This window comes from Ornithinimicrobium pekingense DSM 21552, from assembly GCF_000421185.1.
GTDB lineage: Bacteria > Actinomycetota > Actinomycetes > Actinomycetales > Dermatophilaceae > Ornithinicoccus > Ornithinicoccus pekingensis.
Window position 1 is genome coordinate 116624 of the sequence record NZ_ATWJ01000010.1, and the last position, 17838, is coordinate 134461.

Sequence of the window (17838 nt, forward strand, 5' to 3'; positions counted from 1 at the left end):
GGCGCCACGCTACCCGACCCACTAGACACCTGTGCGACACCGACCCACCCCCCGGCCATCGCCTACCCTCGACCCGTGATCCAGTTGCGTGACGGCAGGGTCGTCGAGATGCTCCCCGGCTGGCCCGGCGTGGTGGCCGTCGCGGTCGACGTCGCCGACCTCGGCACGGTCCGCGCCCTCGCCTACCCCGACGTCGTCGGCACCCCGGAGCCCGGCGACCGGGTGCTGCTCAACGTCACCGCCCTCGAGCGCGGCCTGGGCACCGGCGGGTATGCCGTGGTCGTGGCGGTCCCCGACCGCCCCGACGCCTGGCCGTCCCGGGAGGGGGACGACGCCGGCCACCTCGTCAAGGCGCGCTACACCCCGCTCCAGACCATGGTCCTGGGCGCCGACGACCCGGAGGGCGCGCACCACGCCCGGCTGCAGGACGCCGACGACGTCGAGGGCATGCCGGTCGTCGCGGCCGACCTGCACTCGGCGCTCCCCGCCGTCCTGGCCGGCATCCGCGCCGAGCGGCCCACGGCGCGCGTCGCCTACGTCATGACGGACGGCGGCGCCCTGCCGGCCGCGTTCTCCCGCTCGGCGGCCGAGCTGCGCGCCGCCGGCTGGCTCGCTGCCGTCCTGACGGCGGGCCAGGCCTACGGCGGTGACCTCGAGACGGTCACGGTCCACAGCGCCCTGCTCGCCGCCCGCCTCGTCGTGGGCGCTGACGTCGTCGTGGTCGCGCAGGGCCCGGGCAACCTCGGCACGGACACCCGCTGGGGCTTCTCGGGCGTGTCCGCCGGGGAGGCGCTCAACGCGGCCGCGGTGCTGGGCGGGCGCCCCGTGGCCTCGCTGCGGGTCTCGGAGGCCGACCCGCGCCCCCGCCACCGCGGCCTCTCGCACCACAGCGCGACCGCCTACGGCCGGGTGCTGGCCCGCCCCGCCGACGTCCCCGTGCCGGTCGGCCCGACCGGTCGCCCGGCGACCGACCGCTGCCTGGAGGCGCTCGGTCCCCAGGTGGCCGACCTGACCCGGTCGGCACCGCACCTGCGTCCGGTCGAGGTCCCCGTCGACGGGCTCCTGGACGCCCTGGCCGAGACACCGGTGCGCCTGAGCACCATGGGACGGGGCCTCGAGCAGGACGCCGCCTCCTTCCTGGCCGCGGCGGCCGCGGGCGTCCACGCCGCCAGGCTCACCCTCTAGGGTGGGGCGATGCCGCGCCCCGACGTCGACCTCACCGCATACCTCGAGGAGCTCCTGGAGCGCGTCCACGACGACGACCACGGTGAGCCGCACGAGCTGCCGGTGCTCGCGTCCGCGGACCTCGACCGCACCGCGGTGGCCCTCGTCGACGTCGACGGTCAGGTCTGGCGTGCCGGTGACGCCGACCACCGCTTCCCGATCCAGTCGATGAGCAAGGCGGTCGTCTACGGGCTGGCGATCGACAGCGTGGGCATGCAGGAGGTGCTCCGGCACATCGACGTCGAGCCCTCCGGCGACGCGTTCAACCGGATCAGCCTCGACGACGGCTCCAACCGCCCGGCCAACCCGATGATCAACGCGGGGGCGATCACCGCCCACTCCCTCGTCGAGGGCCCCGACGCCGCCGAGCGGTTCGTGCGGATCCGCGAGCTGCTCTCGGCCATGGCCGGGCGCGAGCTGCACGTCGACGAGACGTGCTACGCCCAGGAGATCGAGTCGGCCCACCGCAACCTGGGCATCGCCCACCTCGTCAAGGCGCTCTCGGAGCTGCCCGACGAGCCGCACGACGTGGTCGACGGCTACACCCGGCAGTGCGCCCTGGAGGTGAGCACGGTCGAGCTGGCGCGCATCGGGGCCACCCTGGCCAACGACGGCGTCGTGCCGGGCACCGAGGAGCGGGTGCTCAGCTCCCGGGCGGCACGGCACGTGCTCGCGGTCATGCTGACCTGCGGCATGTACGACTCGGCCGGCGACTGGGTGTCCTCGGTCGGCATCCCGGCCAAGAGCGGCATCAGCGGCGGGATCATCGGCTCGGTGCCCGGCCGGTGCGGCATCGCGACCTACTCCCCCCGCCTCGACGTGCACGGCAACTCCGCGCGCGGCATCGCCGCCTTCGAGCACCTCACCGTCGACCTCGACCTGCACGTGCTGCGCCCCCGGCACCGCGACGGGTGACGGGGGCGCTCGCGCGTCCGGCGGGGCGGGAGGCTCAGCCGGTGGGGGGTGCCGGGATCAGCGCACGTCGACGAGGTCGACGACGAAGATCAGCGTCTCCCCGCCCTTGATGGCGCCGCCGGCGCCGCGGTCGCCGTAGCCCAGGTGCGGCGGGATGGTGATCTTGCGACGGCCGCCGACCTTCATGCCGAGCAGCCCCTGGTCCCAGCCCTGGATGACCTGGCCGACGCCGACGGTGAAGTCCAGCGGCTGGCCGCGGTTCCACGACGCGTCGAACTCCTCGCCGGTGGACCAGGCGACGCCGACGTAGTGGGCGGAGATCTGCCGGCCCGCGGTGGCCTCCTCGCCGGAGCCGACCTCGATGTCCTCGACGACGAGCTCGCTGGGCGGGGTCTCGCCGGGGAAGTCGATCTCGGGCTTGGCCTTCTTGACCTGGCCGAAGGGTGAGTCGCTCATGGGTGTCCTCCTCGATGGATGGGTATGGGGCGGGCGCTCAGTAGGCGCCGAGGATGTCGACCACGAAGACCAGCGTCTCCCCGGCCAGCTCGTGGGCCGGCGGCGCGGTCGCGCCCTCGGTGTCCTCGGGGGCCTCGCCGTAGGCCTGCTCTGCCGGGATGACGAGCAGGACGCGGGAGCCGACCTTCTGGCCGACCAGGCCCTCGTCCCAGCCCTGGATGACGTTGCCAACGCCGATCGGGAACTGGGTGGGCTCGCCGCGCTGGTAGGACTCGTCGAAGACCTCTCCGTCGGAGAACTTCACGCCGGTGTAGTGGACCTTGATGGTCTGGCCCGCCTGCACCTCGGCGCCCTCGCCCTCGATGAGCAGCTGGGTGACCAGCTCGGAGGGCTCCTCGGCGTCCTCGGGGATGGTGATGGTGGCCGCGTTCTCGCCGTCGGCCTCGACCTCGGGCAGGCCCTCCTCGGGCTCGACGGCCTCGCCGGTCGCCTCGGTCAGGGGCGCGGAGGAGTCGACGATCTCCATGTAGAACACCAGCGTGTCCTGCGGCCCGACCTCGAGCTGGGGGTTGCCGTTGGAGCCGAAGCCGGCCTCGGCCGGGATCGTCATCAGCAGCGTCTCGCCCACCGAGCGGCCGGGCAGCTGCTCGAGGAAGGCCGGGAAGAGCAGCTCGTTGTTCAGGTCGATCGTGACCGTCTCGTCGGTCTCGAAGGTCGACGCGAACGGCTCGCCGTCCGCGCCGTTGAGCGCGACGTAGCGGACCTGGACCTCGTGGTCGGCCTCGACCTCGTCGCCGTCACCCTCCTCGACCGTCTCGACCTCCGTGGAGCCGACGACGAAGGGCAGCTCGCTGTCGGCGAAGGCCTCACCATCGCGCTGGATCTGCGGCTCGTCACCGCTGGTGTCGACGGACAGCTCGGAGATGTCCCCGGTCGGCGCCATCGAGGTCGCCGCGGCGTCGTCGGTCGTGGCCGTCTGGTCGGCGGTGTCGCCGTCGCTGCCCTCGGTGCTGCACGCGGACAGGAGCAGGAGAGGGGCGGCGGCCAGGGCGGCCAGCCGCAGTCGGGGAGAACGCACGCGCGATCCTTACGTCGAGGTCAGATCTGGTCGGCGGAGCTCGCCGTGCAGGCGGTCCGACCGGCACAGCCTAACCACCCCAGCCTGGGCATCCGGTGTGAGCCGCCCGGGCCCTCACCGGTCGGCCGCGCGGCGGATGTGCTCGATGAGGTCGTCGACGCGCTCGTCCACGCTGGCGAAGGGGTCCTTGCACACGATCGTGCGCTGCGCCGAGTCGTTGAGCTTCAGGTGCACCCAGTCCACGGTGAAGTCGCGCCGGTGGTCCTGCGCCGCCCGCACGAAGTCGCCGCGCAGCCGGGCCCTGGTCTGCGGCGGCTCGTGCATGGCCCGCGCGACACGGGCGTCGTCCACGAGCGTGCGCGCCGCGCCGGAGCGCTGCAGGATCGGCACCAGGCCGCGCCGGGGGTGGACGTCGTGCCAGGCCAGATCCAGCTGCTGGAGCCGCTCGTCGTGCGGCTCCAGGCCGTGCCGTGCGGCGTAGGAGTCGAGCAGCTTCTTCTTCATCACCCACTCGATCTCGGTGTCGACCAGCCCCAGGTCGTCGGTCTCGACCGCGTGCAGTGTGCGCTCCCACAGCTCCAGCACGTCGCGGTAGGGCGGGAGGTCGGCGATGCCGGCCGCCCGGGCGTGGCGCTCGGCGAGCTCCAGGAGCGTGCGCTGCATACCCAGGGCGGTGATCGTCCCGCCCCGGGCGAGCGGGACGGCCCGCCGGCCGGTCGGGTCGCGGCTGATGTCGCGGATGGCCTGGACCGGGTTGGCCAGGGCCAGGTCCGGCACGACGGTGCCGGCCTCGAGCATCCGCAGCACGAGGTCGGTGGTGCCAACGCGCATCAGCGTGGTCGTCTGGCTCATCGTCGAGTCACCGACGATGACGTGCAGGCGCCGGTAGCGCTCGGGGTCGGCGTGCGGCTCGTCGCGGGTGTTGATGATCGGGCGCGAGCGGGTGGTGGCCGAGGAGAGTCCCTCCCACATGTGGTCGGCGCGCTGGGAGACGAGGTAGGTGGCCCGGTCCCCCACCACGTGCAGCCTCCCGGCCCCGCTGACCAGCTGCCGGGTGACCAGGAACGGCACCAGCGTGTCGGTGATCCGCTCCAGGCGCGGGGTGCGGGCGATGAGGTAGTTCTCGTGGGAGCCGTAGGAGTTGCCGCGGGAGTCCACGTTGTTCTTGAGCACGTAGACCGTGGCGTCGAAGCCCTCCTCCGCCAGGCGCTGCTCGGCGTCGTCGGCCAGGTCCTGCACGATGAGCTCGCCGGCCTTGTCGTGGGCGACGAGGTCGAGCAGGTCGGTGCACTCGGCGGTCGCGTACTCCGGGTGCGAGCCGACGTCGAGGTAGAGGCGCGAGCCGTTGACCAGGAAGACGTTGCTGGAGCGCCCCCACGCCACGACCTTGCGGAAGAGGTAGCGCGCGACCTCCTCGGGCGACAGGCGGGAGGTGCCGCGGAAGGTGGCGTTGACGCCGAACTCGGTCTCGATGCCCATGATCCGGCGGTCCACGGGTCAGCCCTTCCCGCCGGAGGGCGTCAGGTGGGCCTCGACCTCGGTCACCGGGACCCGGGAGAAGGCCCGGCGCGGCCGGAACCGGTCGAGCAGCGCGACCTCCAGGTCGCCCGCCCCGAGCTCGCGGCCGCCGGCCCGGCCGAGCTCCTCCACGGCCCGCCGCAGCACCGTCGCGAGCTCCGCGGAGGCGTCGAGCCCCTTTGACAGGGCGGCCGTCAGCGCCTCGGCGGCCCCGCCCATGGCGACGAGGCCGGGCTCGTCGGTGACCGAGCCGTCGTAGGTGAGCCGGTAGAGCTGGTCGGCGGCCGGGTCCGTGCCGACCTGGGCGACGGTGATCTCGACCTCGTAGGGCTTGCTCTCGGTGGTGAAGACGGTGCCGAGGGTCTGCGCGTAGGCGTTGGCGAGCGCGCGCGCCGTGACGTCGCTGCGGTCGTAGGCGTAGCCGCGCAGGTCGGCGTACCGGATCCCGGCCACCCGCAGGTGCTCGAACTCGGTGTACTTGCCCACGGCGGCGAACCCGATCCGGTCGTAGATCTCGGACACCTTGTGCAGGGTGCGCGAGGGGTTCTCGGCGACGAAGAGGATCCCCTCGCGGCAGCTGAGCACGACCACGGAGCGGCCGCGGGCGATGCCCTTGCGCGCGTAGTCGGCCCGGTCCTTCATGAACTGCTCGGGCGAGACGTACATGGGGATCGTCACCGGGCACCCCCCGGGTTGTCCCGGCGGGCCGCGACGAGGTCGGTGACGACCTGCTCCAGCGTGCCGGCGTCGACGAAGCGGGTGCCGTCGGCGGAGACGACGGCACAGGTCGGCCAGATCTGCCGGCCGAGGTCGGGGCCGCCGGTCCCGGAGTCGTCGTCCGCGGCGTCGTAGAGGGCCTCCACCGCGGTGCGCACGGCCTCCTCCTGCGCCAGCGCGGGACGCCAGAGCTTCTTGAGGGCGCCGCGCGCGAAGAAGGCGCCGGAGCCGATGCTGTGGTGGGCGCTCTCCTCGTAGCAGCCGCCGGCCAGGTCGTAGGAGAACAGCCGACCGGTCCCCCCGGTGAGGTCGAAGCCGGCGAGCACCGGCAGCACCGACAACCCCCGGAAGGCGTTGCCGAGGTTGCCGCGGATCATCGCCGAGAGCCGGTTGGCCTTGCCCTCCAGCGACAGCAGCGTGCCCTCGATCTTCTCGTAGTGCTCCAGCTCGACCTGCAGCAGCCGCACCAGCTCGACGGCGATGCCGGCCGTGCCGGCGATGCCCACCACGGAGTAGTCGTCGGCGGCGAAGACCTTCTCCATGTCGCGGTTGGCGATGACGTTGCCCATCGTGGCGCGGCGGTCACCGGCCATCACCACGCCGTCCGCGCAGGTCAGCGCCACGATCGTGGTGCCGTGCGGGAGGTCGACGCCGCCGGGCGGGCCCGGCTCCCCCGGCGCGGCGCCCGGCAGCAGGTGCGGGGCCTGCGCCCTCAGCAGCTCGGTGAACGAGGACCCTCCCGGGCCGTGCACCAGCTCGCGGCTCACTGGCCGCCCTTCTGCACGAAGCCGTGCACGAAGTCGGTGGCGTTGGTCTCCAGCACGCCGTCGATCTCGTCCAGGAGGGAGTCCAGCGCCTCGTCACGCTCGGCACCCTGCGCCTGCGGGGCGGCCGGGGGCGGAGTGGGCGCCTCGGGCTCGGGCGCGTCGTCGTCGCGGCGCCGGGAGCGGTACTGCTGCGAACCTGCCATGTCTCGATCCTCTCAGACGTCCTCGCTCGCCAGCTCGGTGAGGAGGGTGGCCGTGCGGGTATGCCGTTCGAGCAGCCCGGAGATCCGCTCGCGGGTCGCGGCCGTGGGCTCGGGCACCTGCACGCGGCGCAGCCGGCCGCGCTCGTCGAGCATGACGACCGAGTCCCAGGAGGCGGCGCGCACGTCGTCGCCGTAGCGCCGCACGCACTCGCCGCGGAACCAGGCCCGCGTGTCCTCCGGCGGCTCGGTGACCGCCGCGGCCACCGCCCCCTCGGGCATCAACCGCTCGAGCCGTCCCGCGGCGCGCAGCTTCTGCGCCAGACCCCGCTGCGGGTCCAGGTCGTGCCACTGGATGTCCATGGCGGCCAGCCGCGGGTCGCCCCAGCCCGCTCCGCTGCGCTCCCGGTAGCGCTCCAGGAGGGACAGCTTGGCCACCCACTCCACCTGCCCCGCGCACTCTGCGGGGTCGCGGCGCAGCGCGTCGAGGACCTGCCGCCAGCGGGTCAGCACCTCGGTCGTGTCGTCGTCGGGCCGCCACGCGTCGTGCCCCGACGCGACCGCGCGCTCGACCGCCTCGAGGTAGGTCTCGAGCACGTCCACCCCGGTGAGCCGTCGGCCGTCGACCGTCTCGACCGTCGCGCGCAGCGTCGGGTCGTGCGAGACCTGGCGGACCGCCTGCACCGGGTCGGCCAGGGCCACGTCGGGCACGCCGTCGGGGTGGGTCTCGACCAGCCGGAGCACCGCGCTGAGCGAGCCGACGGCCAGCAGCGTGGTGACGTCGGCCATCGTCGCGTCCCCGACGATGACGTGCAGCCGCCGGTGCACGTGCGGGGTGGCGTGCGGCTCGTCACGGGTGTTGACGATCGGGCGCCGCAGGGTGGTCTCCAGGCCGACCTCGGCCTCCAGGTAGTCGGCGCGCTGGCTGAGCTGGAAGCCGGGTCGCTCGCTGACCTGGCCGAGCCCCACGCGTCCCGCACCGGCGATCACGGGACGCGCGACGAGGAAGGGGATGAGCTGGCGGGCCAGCCGCTCGAAGGGGATGCTGCGCGGCACGAGGTAGTTCTCGTGGGTCCCGTAGGAGGCGCCCTTGCCGTCCACGTTGTTCTTGTAGAGGCGCACCTCGCGCCCCTCCTGGGCGAGGGTCCGCAGCGCGGCGAGGCCGACCAGCTCGCCGGCGCGGTCGTAGCGCACCGCCTCCCGCGGCGAGGTCACCTCCGGCGAGGAGTACTCCGGGTGGGCGTGGTCGACGTAGAACCGGGCACCGTTGGACAGCACCGAGTTGGCGACCGTCGGGTCCTCGACGTCCGTCAGCTGCGAGACGTCGGCCAGGGCACGGGCCATCTCGTAGCCCCGCGCGTCGCGCAGCGGCGTCTCGTCGGCATAGTCCCACCCCGAGCCCGTGGGCATCGCCGCCCGCGGCCCCGCGCCGGCGGCGTAGGCCCGCACGACCTGACCGGAGAGCAGCATCGGCGTCAGCAGCTCGCCGCGCGCGTCCACCTGCGTGCTGGTGATGCCCAGCTCGGTCTCGATGCCCATCACGCGGCGGACGCTCATGGCCTCACCCTACGAGCCGGGCGAGGACGGACTGGACCAGGGCGCCGTACTCGCGCACGACCGCCTCCTCCTCGTCCGGGCCCCGGTCCAGCAGGCGGATGGTCCGCACGCCGGCGGCCAGGCCGATCATCAGGCAGGCCAGCTCCTCGGCGTGCCGGACGTTGTCGCCCTCCAGCGGGAAGCGGCCCAGGAAGCGGTCGCGGAAGTCGGCCAGCGCGGCGGCGCGGTCGGGTGCGTCGTGGAGCAGGTACATCGCCCGCAGCCAGGGCTCGGCCGCGTCCTCGTCGCGACGCTGCAGCATCCGGCGGACGAGCAGCTCACCCATCCCCTCGAGGGGGGTGTCGGGCAGCAGCGGGGAGGGTTCGGCGGGCGTGGCCAGGGCGTAGAGCTGCTCCTTGGACCCGGCGATCTTCATGACCAGCGCCGGGCTGACCCCGGCCTGGGCGGCGACCTCGCGGATGGTCACGGCGGCGTACCCGCGCTCGCCGAAGAGCCTCCGGGCGACCTGCAGCACCGCCTCGCGCGTGTCCGTGCCCCGGGTGGTGCTCATCCCCGCTCCCTGCCCAGCACGGCGGGCTCGCGCGGCACCCCGGTCTCGAGGTCCACGTCCAGGGTGGCCGAGGTGGAGTGGACGGTGAGCGCCCGCGACCGGGTCCTTCCGGTGGCGTGGTCGACGGCCGTGAGGACGTAGCGGCCCGGCGGTGGCAGGCCGATCTCGTAGGCGCCGTCGGGGCCGGCGGTGGTGGTCCCGACGTACTCCCCGGAGTGCCGGATGAGCGAGATCATCGCCCCGCCCAGCGGATGGCCCGCGTCCGTCACGTGCCCGGAGAGCAGCAGCCGACGGGTCATGGTCACCGGCGTCGCCTCGCCCGACTCCAGATGGACGAGGCTGGACTGCGGTGCCCAGCCGTCGGCGGAGACCACCAGGAGGTAGTCCCCCGCGTCGGGCAGCGCGAGGGCGAAGCGTCCCTCGTTGTCGGTGCGGCCCCAGTCCACGTGGCGGCCGTCGGGGTGCAGGACGGTGGCCACCGCCTGGCGCAGCGGGCGCCGCTCGGGCGAGAGCACCCGGCACCGCACGAGCAGCTCGGGCAGCTCGCCGTCCACCTTGACGTGCGTGCGCTCGCCCGTGGGCGCGGGCGCACCGGCCCGGTCGGCGACGACCTCGCGCACCCGCTGGGGACGGCGGATGAACGCGGCGATGAACCCACCCCCCAGCGCCGCGGCCGCACCCGCCCAGAAGACGGCCTGGTAGGCGCCCAGCGTCGGCGCGGTCACCCCGCCCGCCGTCGTGAGGGTCGAGGCTGCGAAGACGGCCGCCACGACCGCGGAGGCCGAGGAGGTGCCGATCGAGCGGAGCAGGGTGTTCAGGCCGTTGGCCGACGCGGTCTCGGTGATCGGCACCGCCCGCATGATCAGGGTCGGCATCGCGGCGAAGGCCAGGGCCGTGCCCAGCGAGGCGACGCCGGAGGTGACCATGACCTCGGCCACCGAGCCGTGCAGCAGCGAGCGGGCGATGAAGCCCACCGCCATGACCAGCGAGCCGGAGATGAGCACCACCCGGGGGCCGTAGCGGCGGATGAGAGCGGCCGAAACCGGCGACATGGCCACCATGAGGATCCCGCTGGGCAGCATCCACAGGCCGGTGGCCACGACGGACAGCCCGAAGCCGTAGCCCGTCTCGACCGGCATCTGCACCTGCTGGACCGAGGTGAGGAAGTTGGCGAACATCGCGAAGCCGACGAGCACGGAGGCGGAGTTGGTCAGCAGCACCGTGCGCCGCATGGAGGTCCGGATGTCCACCAGGGGCTGGCCGGTGCGCAGCTCCCACGGCACCCAGGCGGCGAGCACCAGCCCGGCGGCGGCGAGCAGCGACAGCGTCAGCGGGGACAGGAAGCCCCACGAGCCGGCCTTGCTGACCGCCAGCAGGAAGCAGGTCAGCGCGACCGAGAGGAGCGCGGCGCCGACGTAGTCGAAGCGGCCTCGCGTCCGCACCGTCGACTCCGGCACCACGAGCAGGACCGCGACGAGCATGACGACCGCGAAGCCGCCGGAGACGTAGAAGAGGGTGTGCCAGTCCCAGCGGTCGTAGATCACGCCGGCGAGCGGCATACCCACCGCTCCCCCGATGCCGAGCGTCGCCGACATCAGTGCCACGCCCGAGCCCACCCGGTCGGCGGGCAGGTGGTCGCGCATGATGCTGATCCCCACGGGGACGAGGCAGGCGCCGAGGCCGGTGAGTCCGCGGCCGAGGATGACCACGGAAAGGCTCGTGCTCAGCGCGGCCACGACCGAGCCGATGATCACCGACCACATGCAGATGACGAGCATGAGCCGCTTGCCGAACATGTCGGCCAGCCGCGAGACGATGGGCGTGCCGACGGCGGCGGTGAGCAGCGTGACCGTGACGAGCCAGGAGGCGTTGTCGCTGGTCGTGCCGAGGATCTCGGGGAAGTCCGGCAGCAGCGGCAGGACCAGCGTCTGCTGGAGCGAGACGAGCGTGCCGCACAGGGCGAGGACGGCGATCACGAGGCCGGTGGAGGGGGTCTGACGGGCCGCCGCCGACTGGGGTGAACGCATGTTCACGATGATACGTCGTGCGAGCATGTCGTCGTGACCAAGCCGGCCGTCTTCCTCGACCTCTTCGTCGTCCTCGTCTTCGCCGCGGCCGGACGGGCGAGCCACGACCTGTCCGGCGACGTGCTCGGCGTGCTGGCCACCGCCTGGCCGTTCCTCGTGGGTATGGCGCTGGGCTGGGCCGGCGCGGCCCTCCTGCCCGCCCCCGTCCGGCGCTGGTGGTTGGACGGGTTCGTGGTGTCGCTGTCGGCGCTGGTCGTGGGCATGCTCCTGCGCTGGGCGACCGGCGAGGGCACGGCGCTGCCCTTCGTGATCGTCGCCACGGGCATCCTGGTCGGCGGCCTCGTCGGCTGGCGGGCGGTCGCGGCGGTCGTGGCGCGACGCTCTCCCGACCGGGACCGCGCCACCGCCTGACCACGACCCACTCACGTGAGTGGCGCGTGCACGCCATACCCGCTGTGACCGTGCATGACCCACTCACCTGAGTGGCCCGTGCATGGCCTGCGGCCGGACGGCGTGCATGGCCCACTCACCTGAGTGGCCCGGGCGTGGGGCCATCGCCTGTGGACAAGCTGGAGGGCGGGGTCGCTAGAACCGGCACCCTGGACCGGATGACGCCCTTCCGACCGGACCGGCCCTTTCTCCACCACGAAGGGGTGCAGGCCGGGATCTCGCGCCGGCGCCTCGCCTCGGACGAGTTCCGGCGAGTCCTGCCCGGGATCTACGTCGCCGCGGTCGTGCCGCTCGACGCTGCGACGATCGGGAGGGCGACGCTGCTGGCGGCGGGGCCGAGGGCCTTCCTCTCGCACTTCCAGGCCGCTCGGCTGCACGACGGGGTCGTGCCGGAGACGGACGTGCTGCACGCCAGCGTCCGCGGGCACGCCCACCGCTCGCGCCGCCCGGAGCTCCAGGTGCACCGGTCGTGGCGGACCCCGTCGGCCTTCCGGGGACTACCGGTCACCTCCGCCGAGGACACCTTCGTTGACCTCGCAGCACACCTGCCTCTGGTGGACCTTGTCGTCCTCGGCGACTCGCTCGTGCGGAAGAACCGCACGACCCCCGAGCTGCTCGTTCACGCCTCCGGCGCCGCCCCGGCCCAGCTGAGGCGTCGGGCGGTGCGAGCAGCCCGGCTGGTCCGCCAGGACGTGGACTCACCGATGGAGACACGCTCGCGGCTCCTCGTCGTGCTCGCCGGGCTTCCGGAGCCGGAGGTGGACGTCTGCTTCCTCAGCAGGCACGGCGACCTCCGTCGCAGGCTCGACATGGCCTACCGCAGACACCGTCTGGCCCTGGAGTACGACGGCCGCCAGCACGCAGAGTCGCAGGCGCAGTGGGAGTCGGACGTCGCCCGACGGGAGGAGTTCGACGGTGCGGGCTGGCGCATCATCACCCTTCTCGCCAAGGACATCTACCGAACACCCGGACGGACCCTGGACCGGATCGTCGCGGCGATGCAGCGGGCCGGATGCATCCGCCGACGCTCGACGCGCGCTGGCGGCGTCACTTCCCCGGTCACGACGCGCTCCGGTGAGTGGCCCGCGCACGCCATACAGGCCGAGGTCACGCACGGCGCCCTCACGTGAGTGGCGCGTGCACGGTATGCCGTCGCGCCGACGGTCCGCCTACAGGTAGTGACCGGGCGTCCCCTGCTCCACCGACCGGCCCGGGTGCGTGCCGGAGGCGTCGCCGACGAGGGTGCGGATGTAGACGATCCGCTCCCCCTTCTTGCCGGAGATGCGCGCCCAGTCGTCGGGGTTGGTGGTGTTGGGCAGGTCCTCGTTCTCCTTGAACTCGTCGAGGTAGGCCCGCTCGAGGTGGGTCAGCCGCAGGCCCTCCTCGCCCCGGGTCAGCAGGTCCTTGATGGCCAGCTTCTTGGCCCGGTCGACGATGTTGTGGATCATCGCGCCGGAGGCGAAGTCCTTGAAGTAGAGCACCTCGTGGTCACCGCCCTGGTAGGTCACCTCGAGGAAGGCGTTCTCCGGGCGCGCCGCGTACATCCGCCCGACGACGGCCTCGATGAGCGCCGCGACCGTGGCCTGCCGGTCGCCGCCGTGGTCGGCGACCTCCTCGGTGTGGAGCGGCACGTCGGGCGTGAGGTACTTGGTGAAGATGTCCCGGGCCGCGTCCGCGTCCGGGCGCTCGATCTTGATCTTCACGTCCAGGCGGCCGGGCCGCAGGATGGCCGGGTCGATCATGTCCTCGCGGTTGGACGCACCGATGACGATGACGTTGTCCAGGCGTTCCACGCCGTCGATCTCCGCCAGCAGCTGCGGCACGATCGTGGTCTCGACGTCGGAGGAGACGCCTGACCCGCGCGTGCGGAAGAGCGACTCCATCTCGTCGAAGAAGACCACCACCGGCCGCCCGTCCGCCGACTTCTCCCGGGCCCGCTGGAAGATCGAGCGGATGTGCCGCTCGGTCTCCCCGACGTACTTGTTGAGCAGCTCAGGGCCCTTGATGTTGAGGAAGTAGCTCGACTCGTACTCCTGGCCCAGCCGCTCGGCGGTCTGCCGGGCCAGCGAGGCCGCGACGGCCTTGGCGATCAGCGTCTTGCCGCACCCGGGCGGGCCGTAGAGCAGCACGCCCTTGGGCGCCCGCAGCTGGTGGGCGGCGTAGAGGTCGGCGTGCAGGAACGGCAGCTCGACGGCGTCGCGGATCTGCTCGATCTGCCCGGTCAGCCCGCCGATGTCGTCGTAGGAGATGTCCGGCACCTCCTCCAGCACCAGCTCGGCCACCTCGGGCCGCGGGATCCGCTCGGTGACGAAGCCGGTCCGGGAGTCCATGAGCAGGCCGTCGCCGAGACGCACCTTCTCCTCGCGCAGGGAGCCGGCCAGACGGCATACCCGCTCGTCCTCGCCGCGCACGATGACCACCACCCGGTCCTCGCCGAGCAGCTCCTTGGCGATGACGACCTCGCCGGCGCGCTCGTAGCCCCCGAGCGCGACGACCGCCTGCGCCTCGTTGAGGAGGACCTCGCGGCCGGGCCGCAGGTCGGCGGTGTCCACCTCCGAGGAGACGTGCGTGCGCACCCGTCGGCCGGCGACCGAGAGGTCCACGGTGCCGTCGCCGACCAGCCGGAGCACCTGGCCGAAGGTCAGCGGCGGGCTCGCCATGGCGTCGAGGTCCTCGCGCAGGCCCATGATCTGGCTGCGCGCGGTGCGGAGCGTGTCGGCGAGCTGGTCGTTGTGCGCCTTGAGCTCGCCGACGCGCGAGGTGAGCGTGCGCACCTGCTCCTCGAGGTGGCGCTCCCGGAAGGGGCGCTCGCCGGGGCTGCTGCTGTGGGTCGGTGATGTCACCGGGCCTCCTGACCGTGGTCGGGCTAGATTCCCAGCGTATGAGACGTCCACCGCTGCGCCGACCGCCGGTCGTCACCTGCGCCCTGGCGGGCCTGGCGCTCGCGGTGTCCGGCTGCGACGCCGGCACGGGCACGACGTCCGCTCCGACGACCACCCGGTCACCCCCAGCCACCCCGACGGACGGACCCATGGACGACGACACCGACACCGGGAACGGACCCACGACCGGCACCGAGGACGCACCGGAGGGCACGAGCGAGGCCACCGCGGGGGGCACCCAGCAGGTGCTGACGGCAGGCGCCCTGCTGACCAACGGCGACTCGGGCGCCGTCGTGCGCCTCGCCCCCGGCGAGGAGGTGGTCCTGCGGCTGACGCCCCCCCTGCAGGGCGGCACCCCGCAGGTCAGCGACGCCGAGGTGCTCGAGGTGGTGCCGGTCCAGCACTTCGCCGACCCGGGGTATGCCGAGTTCGAGCTGCTCGCGCAGGCCGCCGGTCGCGCGAGGGTCGAGGTGCGCGGCGCGGGGGCCGACGGCCCCGTGCTCCTGCTGCTGGTGGAGGTGCAGGGACGCTGACGTGCGAGGGCCCCCGCCACGCGCGGTGACGGGGGCCCTGCGGGACGTGCGGGGGATCAGCCCTCGAACCGGAAGTCGGCCCGGTGCTGGGTGCCGTCCTCGAGGGTGATGATGAGCTGACGACAGGTGCCGGCCCAGGACTCGTCGGTCTTCCAGTTGTACTGGTAGCGGTCCTGGCCCTTGCTGTAGGTCAGCCCACGGTTGCCCGTGGCGCTCGTGGGGAAGGTCGGTGCGTACTGCACCGGCTCCAGGGTGTCGCAGCTGATCTGCTGGCTGGACGGGCTGTGGGCGTCCCGCAGCACGTCAAGGCCCAGGTCGCCGCCGAGGTTGAATTGGACCGGTGCCGCCGACCCGGCGTCGACCACGTTCAGCGAGTCGCCGGAGTACTTCGCCCCGACCAGGCCCGCACCGGGTGCGTCGCAGTGCGGGGGCACGTCGAACGCCTCGGTGTTGTCGTCGCGGTTGGTGGTGCCCTGGACCGCGCTGTAGCCCAGGCCGCGCCGGGCGAACGCCGACCAGATCGTGCAGCTGTCGCCGCCGCCGAGCGCGGCGTCGGCCGCGAGGATGCCGTCACGCCCGGCGAGGAAGCCCGGGTAGCAGCCCTGCAGCTTCAGGCCGTCCATGACGTACTGCATCGCCCGGGTGTTGCCCGCGGTGTCCCACGCGGCATAGATGTCCGCGGTGAACCCGTGCTTGTCGATCAGGTCCCAGTTGAGGTCCCACAGGGTCGCCGCCCACGCGTGACCGACCCCGTGCGGCGCCGCCAACGAGCCGCCGTCGACCCAGCCGCCGGACTTGATGCGGTCGTAGGTGAAGGGCTGGACCGCCATGTCGCGGGTGTAGGGCGCCGGGCGGATGCCGGCGCCGTGCCGGTCGTCCTGGAAGAGGGCGTAGGGGCCCATGCCGCGCGGCTGCTCCGGGTCGTCGAGCACAGGGTCGAGAAGCATCGTGATCGCCAGGTAGTCGCTCCAGCCCTCACCCATCTGCTCGTGGCCCGACAGGCAGTTGATGCCCGGACCGCCGGTCAGGCGGTTGGAGACGCCGTGGCCGTACTCGTGGATGATGATCCCGTTCTCCAGGTCGCCGTCCCGGATCCCCGGGTGGCTCGACATCTTGTGCACCGACGCCGCGGTGGTGCCCGCCGCGACCTGGGCGCGGATGGCCTCGCCGTCCTCCTGCGTCACCGAGATGGCCGGGATGGCGACGGCCGGGTCCATGCTGCCCGACAGCGTCGGGGCCGGGGCCTGCGCCTCGTCGTGCGCGATGACGACCGCCACCGCCCCGCCGTCCTCGGCGTTGCGCACCTGGTCGTACGGCGCGCAGGTGTCGGTCCGGAAGGTCACCACGACCGCGCCGGGCGCGGCGAACGGCACGCAGGTGTCGTCCACGACCACGGCCGTGCCGGGGTAGCCGGCGTTGGTCGGCGCCGGGGTGAACCGGGCGTAGTTCGCGCCGTAGGTCGTGGCGTCCGTCCCGGTGCCCAGGGTCAGCCCGTTCTGCGGGCCGAACTGGTTGCCGGGCCACAGGTACATCTGCATCCGTGGGCGACCGCCGTCCGCGGCGGGAGTGGAGAAGTTGGCGTTGTTGGCACCACGCCCGTCGGCCGCCTCGGCCCGCACGTCGTCGCCCCCGGCACCGTCCCCGGTGTAGTTGGTGACCTGGAAGTTGCCCGACGCCTCGTCGAAGCCGTAGCGGGCCAGGACGTCGTGGATGACGTTGTTGGCGTAGAAGAGGTTGGTCACCGCGGCGTCGCGGTAGGTCTGGGCGTGCTCGGTCAGGTCCATCGCGAAGTCGAGGTCCAGGCCGGCCCCGCCGTCCGGGCTGCTGCCCGGGTCGGGCTGGTTGTCGGCGTCCTGGTCGGTGTAGGCGTGGACGTTGTTGCCCTGGGTCGTGGTGTGCTCCGCACCCGGCACGCCGTCGGTGTCGTGCCAGCCGAACGGGGAGGAGTGGGCATCGGCCGGCTCGGTGACCAGCACCCGGTCACCGTCGTTGGGGCTCTCCCGGGGGAACGCCAGGACCCGGTAGCTCGAGCCGTCGGCGACCGGGTCCGGCGACCCGAGCGCGACGCCGGCGACCGCGGCGCGGGAGGCCGGGGCGGAGAACTGGTGCGGCGCCCTGGCCAGGTGGGTGAGGTCGCTGGTGGTGTGGTGGTCGGTCCAGTCCTCGACCTGCAGCGTCTCGCCGGTCTGCGCGTCGACCGTGACCTGCCAGAGCGAGGCCGAGGCGTCCTCGTCGATGACGAGCTCCCACGCGAGCCGGAGGCCGTCCGGGGTCGGCTGCCAGACCAGGCGCGCCGGGACGTCGTCCTCGGCGGCGGCCGACGACAGCACGGTCGCCTGCTCGGGGCCGCCCTCGCGCTTCTCGACCTTGGGGCGCGGGGCCTCGATGTCGAGCTCGTCGGTGGCCGCGCTCATCGCGCCGGCCGCGTCGAGGGAGGTGGCACCGCCGGCCTCGCGAAGGTCGGCGACGAGCGACTGCGCGACGTGCAGCACCTCGCCCGCGGCGGTCACGCTGACGGTGGCGACGCCGCCGAGCACCTCACGGCCCTGGTGGTGCTGGACGAGGTTGACGTAGGTCACGCCGTTGTGCTCGGAGGTGTGCTGGGACATGACCTGCAGGTCGGCGACGTCGGCGGCGGCGACGCCGTACTCCGAGGCCTTCAGGCGCAGGAAGTCCTTGGCGACCTCCTCCGCGGGCGCCGACGTGGGCTCGGTGAGGAAGAACGCGCTACCGGTGCCGGGTGGCGCCTGCTCGGCCTCCGGGACGGCCAGGGCACCTCCCGGGACCATGAGGGCGAGCGACAGGGGGACGCCGAGGCCGGCGGCCAGCAACGGGGTACGTCGCATGGAGGCTCCTTGGGGCAAGGGGGACGGCGGCGGCCACCCGTGCCAGGGGGCATGACGGAGCCCGCCTCCTCTCGACCTTGAGGGAGGTGGGCCCGGTGGGAGGACGCCGTCGCGTGGA

The 17838-nt window shown here is 73.2% G+C and carries 16 protein-coding genes; 5 read left to right on the top strand and 11 right to left on the bottom strand.

Annotation, left to right across the window (positions count from 1 at the left end; translation table 11 throughout):
- Positions 1–75 precede the first annotated feature (75 nt).
- Positions 76–1185, top strand: coding sequence for a DUF3866 family protein (locus K330_RS0110185; protein WP_022921730.1), 1110 nt, complete (start codon positions 76–78; stop codon positions 1183–1185).
- Between the two features lie 9 nt (positions 1186–1194).
- Positions 1195–2139 (top strand): glutaminase A, encoded by a 945-nt coding sequence (glsA, locus tag K330_RS20550; protein ID WP_022921731.1) that lies wholly within the window; start codon positions 1195–1197, stop codon positions 2137–2139.
- Between the two features lie 57 nt (positions 2140–2196).
- On the opposite strand, the gene K330_RS0110195 is transcribed toward glsA, so the two are convergent.
- The 9 genes from K330_RS0110195 to K330_RS0110235 all read right to left on the bottom strand — a co-directional run bounded on the left by K330_RS0110195 (position 2197) and on the right by K330_RS0110235 (position 11009).
- Positions 2197–2595, bottom strand: coding sequence for an FKBP-type peptidyl-prolyl cis-trans isomerase (locus tag K330_RS0110195; RefSeq protein WP_022921732.1), 399 nt, complete (start codon positions 2593–2595; stop codon positions 2197–2199).
- Positions 2596–2632: 37 nt separating this feature from the next.
- Entirely contained in the window at positions 2633–3673 is a 1041-nt protein-coding gene (locus K330_RS0110200) for an FKBP-type peptidyl-prolyl cis-trans isomerase (RefSeq protein ID WP_022921733.1), read from the bottom strand.
- 114 nt (positions 3674–3787) lie between these two features.
- Positions 3788–5167 (bottom strand): Pup--protein ligase, encoded by a 1380-nt coding sequence (pafA, locus tag K330_RS0110205; RefSeq protein WP_029202537.1) that lies wholly within the window; start codon positions 5165–5167, stop codon positions 3788–3790.
- Between the two features lie 3 nt (positions 5168–5170).
- The gene (prcA, locus tag K330_RS0110210; protein ID WP_022921734.1) at positions 5171–5869 is read right to left on the bottom strand and encodes a proteasome subunit alpha; all 699 of its coding nucleotides are present in this window, start codon (positions 5867–5869) and stop codon (positions 5171–5173) included.
- Positions 5866–6675: a proteasome subunit beta gene (prcB, locus tag K330_RS0110215; protein WP_022921735.1), complete on the bottom strand. Its 810-nt coding sequence runs from the start codon at positions 6673–6675 to the stop codon at positions 5866–5868. The genes prcA and prcB overlap by 4 nt, the downstream gene beginning before the upstream one ends.
- Entirely contained in the window at positions 6672–6878 is a 207-nt protein-coding gene (locus K330_RS0110220; protein WP_022921736.1) for a ubiquitin-like protein Pup, read from the bottom strand. The genes prcB and K330_RS0110220 overlap by 4 nt, the downstream gene beginning before the upstream one ends.
- A gap of 12 nt (positions 6879–6890) precedes the next feature.
- Positions 6891–8432: a depupylase/deamidase Dop gene (gene dop, locus K330_RS0110225; protein ID WP_022921737.1), complete on the bottom strand. Its 1542-nt coding sequence runs from the start codon at positions 8430–8432 to the stop codon at positions 6891–6893.
- 4 nt (positions 8433–8436) lie between these two features.
- Positions 8437–8982, bottom strand: a complete 546-nt coding sequence (locus K330_RS0110230; protein ID WP_022921738.1) for a TetR/AcrR family transcriptional regulator — start codon at positions 8980–8982, stop codon at positions 8437–8439.
- Positions 8979–11009 (bottom strand): MFS transporter, encoded by a 2031-nt coding sequence (locus K330_RS0110235; RefSeq protein WP_051145571.1) that lies wholly within the window; start codon positions 11007–11009, stop codon positions 8979–8981. The genes K330_RS0110230 and K330_RS0110235 overlap by 4 nt, the downstream gene beginning before the upstream one ends.
- 33 nt (positions 11010–11042) lie before the next feature.
- Between K330_RS0110235 and K330_RS0110240 the strand changes: the two genes are divergently transcribed.
- Positions 11043–11420, top strand: a complete 378-nt coding sequence (locus K330_RS0110240) for a DUF3054 domain-containing protein (RefSeq protein WP_022921740.1) — start codon at positions 11043–11045, stop codon at positions 11418–11420.
- Between the two features lie 197 nt (positions 11421–11617).
- On the top strand, positions 11618–12589 hold the full coding sequence (locus K330_RS20555) for a DUF559 domain-containing protein (protein WP_156875770.1): 972 nt from the start codon (positions 11618–11620) through the stop codon (positions 12587–12589).
- A 39-nt stretch (positions 12590–12628) separates the two neighbouring features.
- On the opposite strand, the gene arc is transcribed toward K330_RS20555, so the two are convergent.
- Positions 12629–14353, bottom strand: coding sequence for a proteasome ATPase (gene arc / locus K330_RS20560; protein ID WP_084617404.1), 1725 nt, complete (start codon positions 14351–14353; stop codon positions 12629–12631).
- Here arc and K330_RS0110255 point away from each other — a divergent pair.
- The gene (locus K330_RS0110255; protein WP_156875771.1) at positions 14341–14874 is read left to right on the top strand and encodes a hypothetical protein; all 534 of its coding nucleotides are present in this window, start codon (positions 14341–14343) and stop codon (positions 14872–14874) included. The genes arc and K330_RS0110255 overlap by 13 nt on opposite strands.
- A 56-nt stretch (positions 14875–14930) precedes the next feature.
- On the opposite strand, the gene K330_RS20565 is transcribed toward K330_RS0110255, so the two are convergent.
- Positions 14931–17720: a M36 family metallopeptidase gene (locus tag K330_RS20565; protein ID WP_084617406.1), complete on the bottom strand. Its 2790-nt coding sequence runs from the start codon at positions 17718–17720 to the stop codon at positions 14931–14933.
- Positions 17721–17838: the final 118 nt, after the last annotated feature.

Excerpts from the sequence above, each read along its gene's own strand:
- glsA (WP_022921731.1), top strand. The coding sequence starts at position 1,195 with ATGCCGCGCCCCGACGTCGACCTCACCGCATACCTCGAGGAGCTCCTG.
- K330_RS0110195 (WP_022921732.1), bottom strand. The coding sequence starts at position 2,595 with ATGAGCGACTCACCCTTCGGCCAGGTCAAGAAGGCCAAGCCCGAGATC.
- K330_RS0110220 (WP_022921736.1), bottom strand. The coding sequence starts at position 6,878 with ATGGCAGGTTCGCAGCAGTACCGCTCCCGGCGCCGCGACGACGACGCG.
- dop (WP_022921737.1), bottom strand. The coding sequence starts at position 8,432 with ATGAGCGTCCGCCGCGTGATGGGCATCGAGACCGAGCTGGGCATCACC.
- K330_RS0110230 (WP_022921738.1), bottom strand. The coding sequence starts at position 8,982 with ATGAGCACCACCCGGGGCACGGACACGCGCGAGGCGGTGCTGCAGGTC.
- K330_RS0110235 (WP_051145571.1), bottom strand. The coding sequence starts at position 11,009 with ATGCGTTCACCCCAGTCGGCGGCGGCCCGTCAGACCCCCTCCACCGGC.
- K330_RS20555 (WP_156875770.1), top strand. The coding sequence starts at position 11,618 with ATGACGCCCTTCCGACCGGACCGGCCCTTTCTCCACCACGAAGGGGTG.
- K330_RS0110255 (WP_156875771.1), top strand. The coding sequence starts at position 14,341 with ATGAGACGTCCACCGCTGCGCCGACCGCCGGTCGTCACCTGCGCCCTG.
- K330_RS20565 (WP_084617406.1), bottom strand. The coding sequence starts at position 17,720 with ATGCGACGTACCCCGTTGCTGGCCGCCGGCCTCGGCGTCCCCCTGTCG.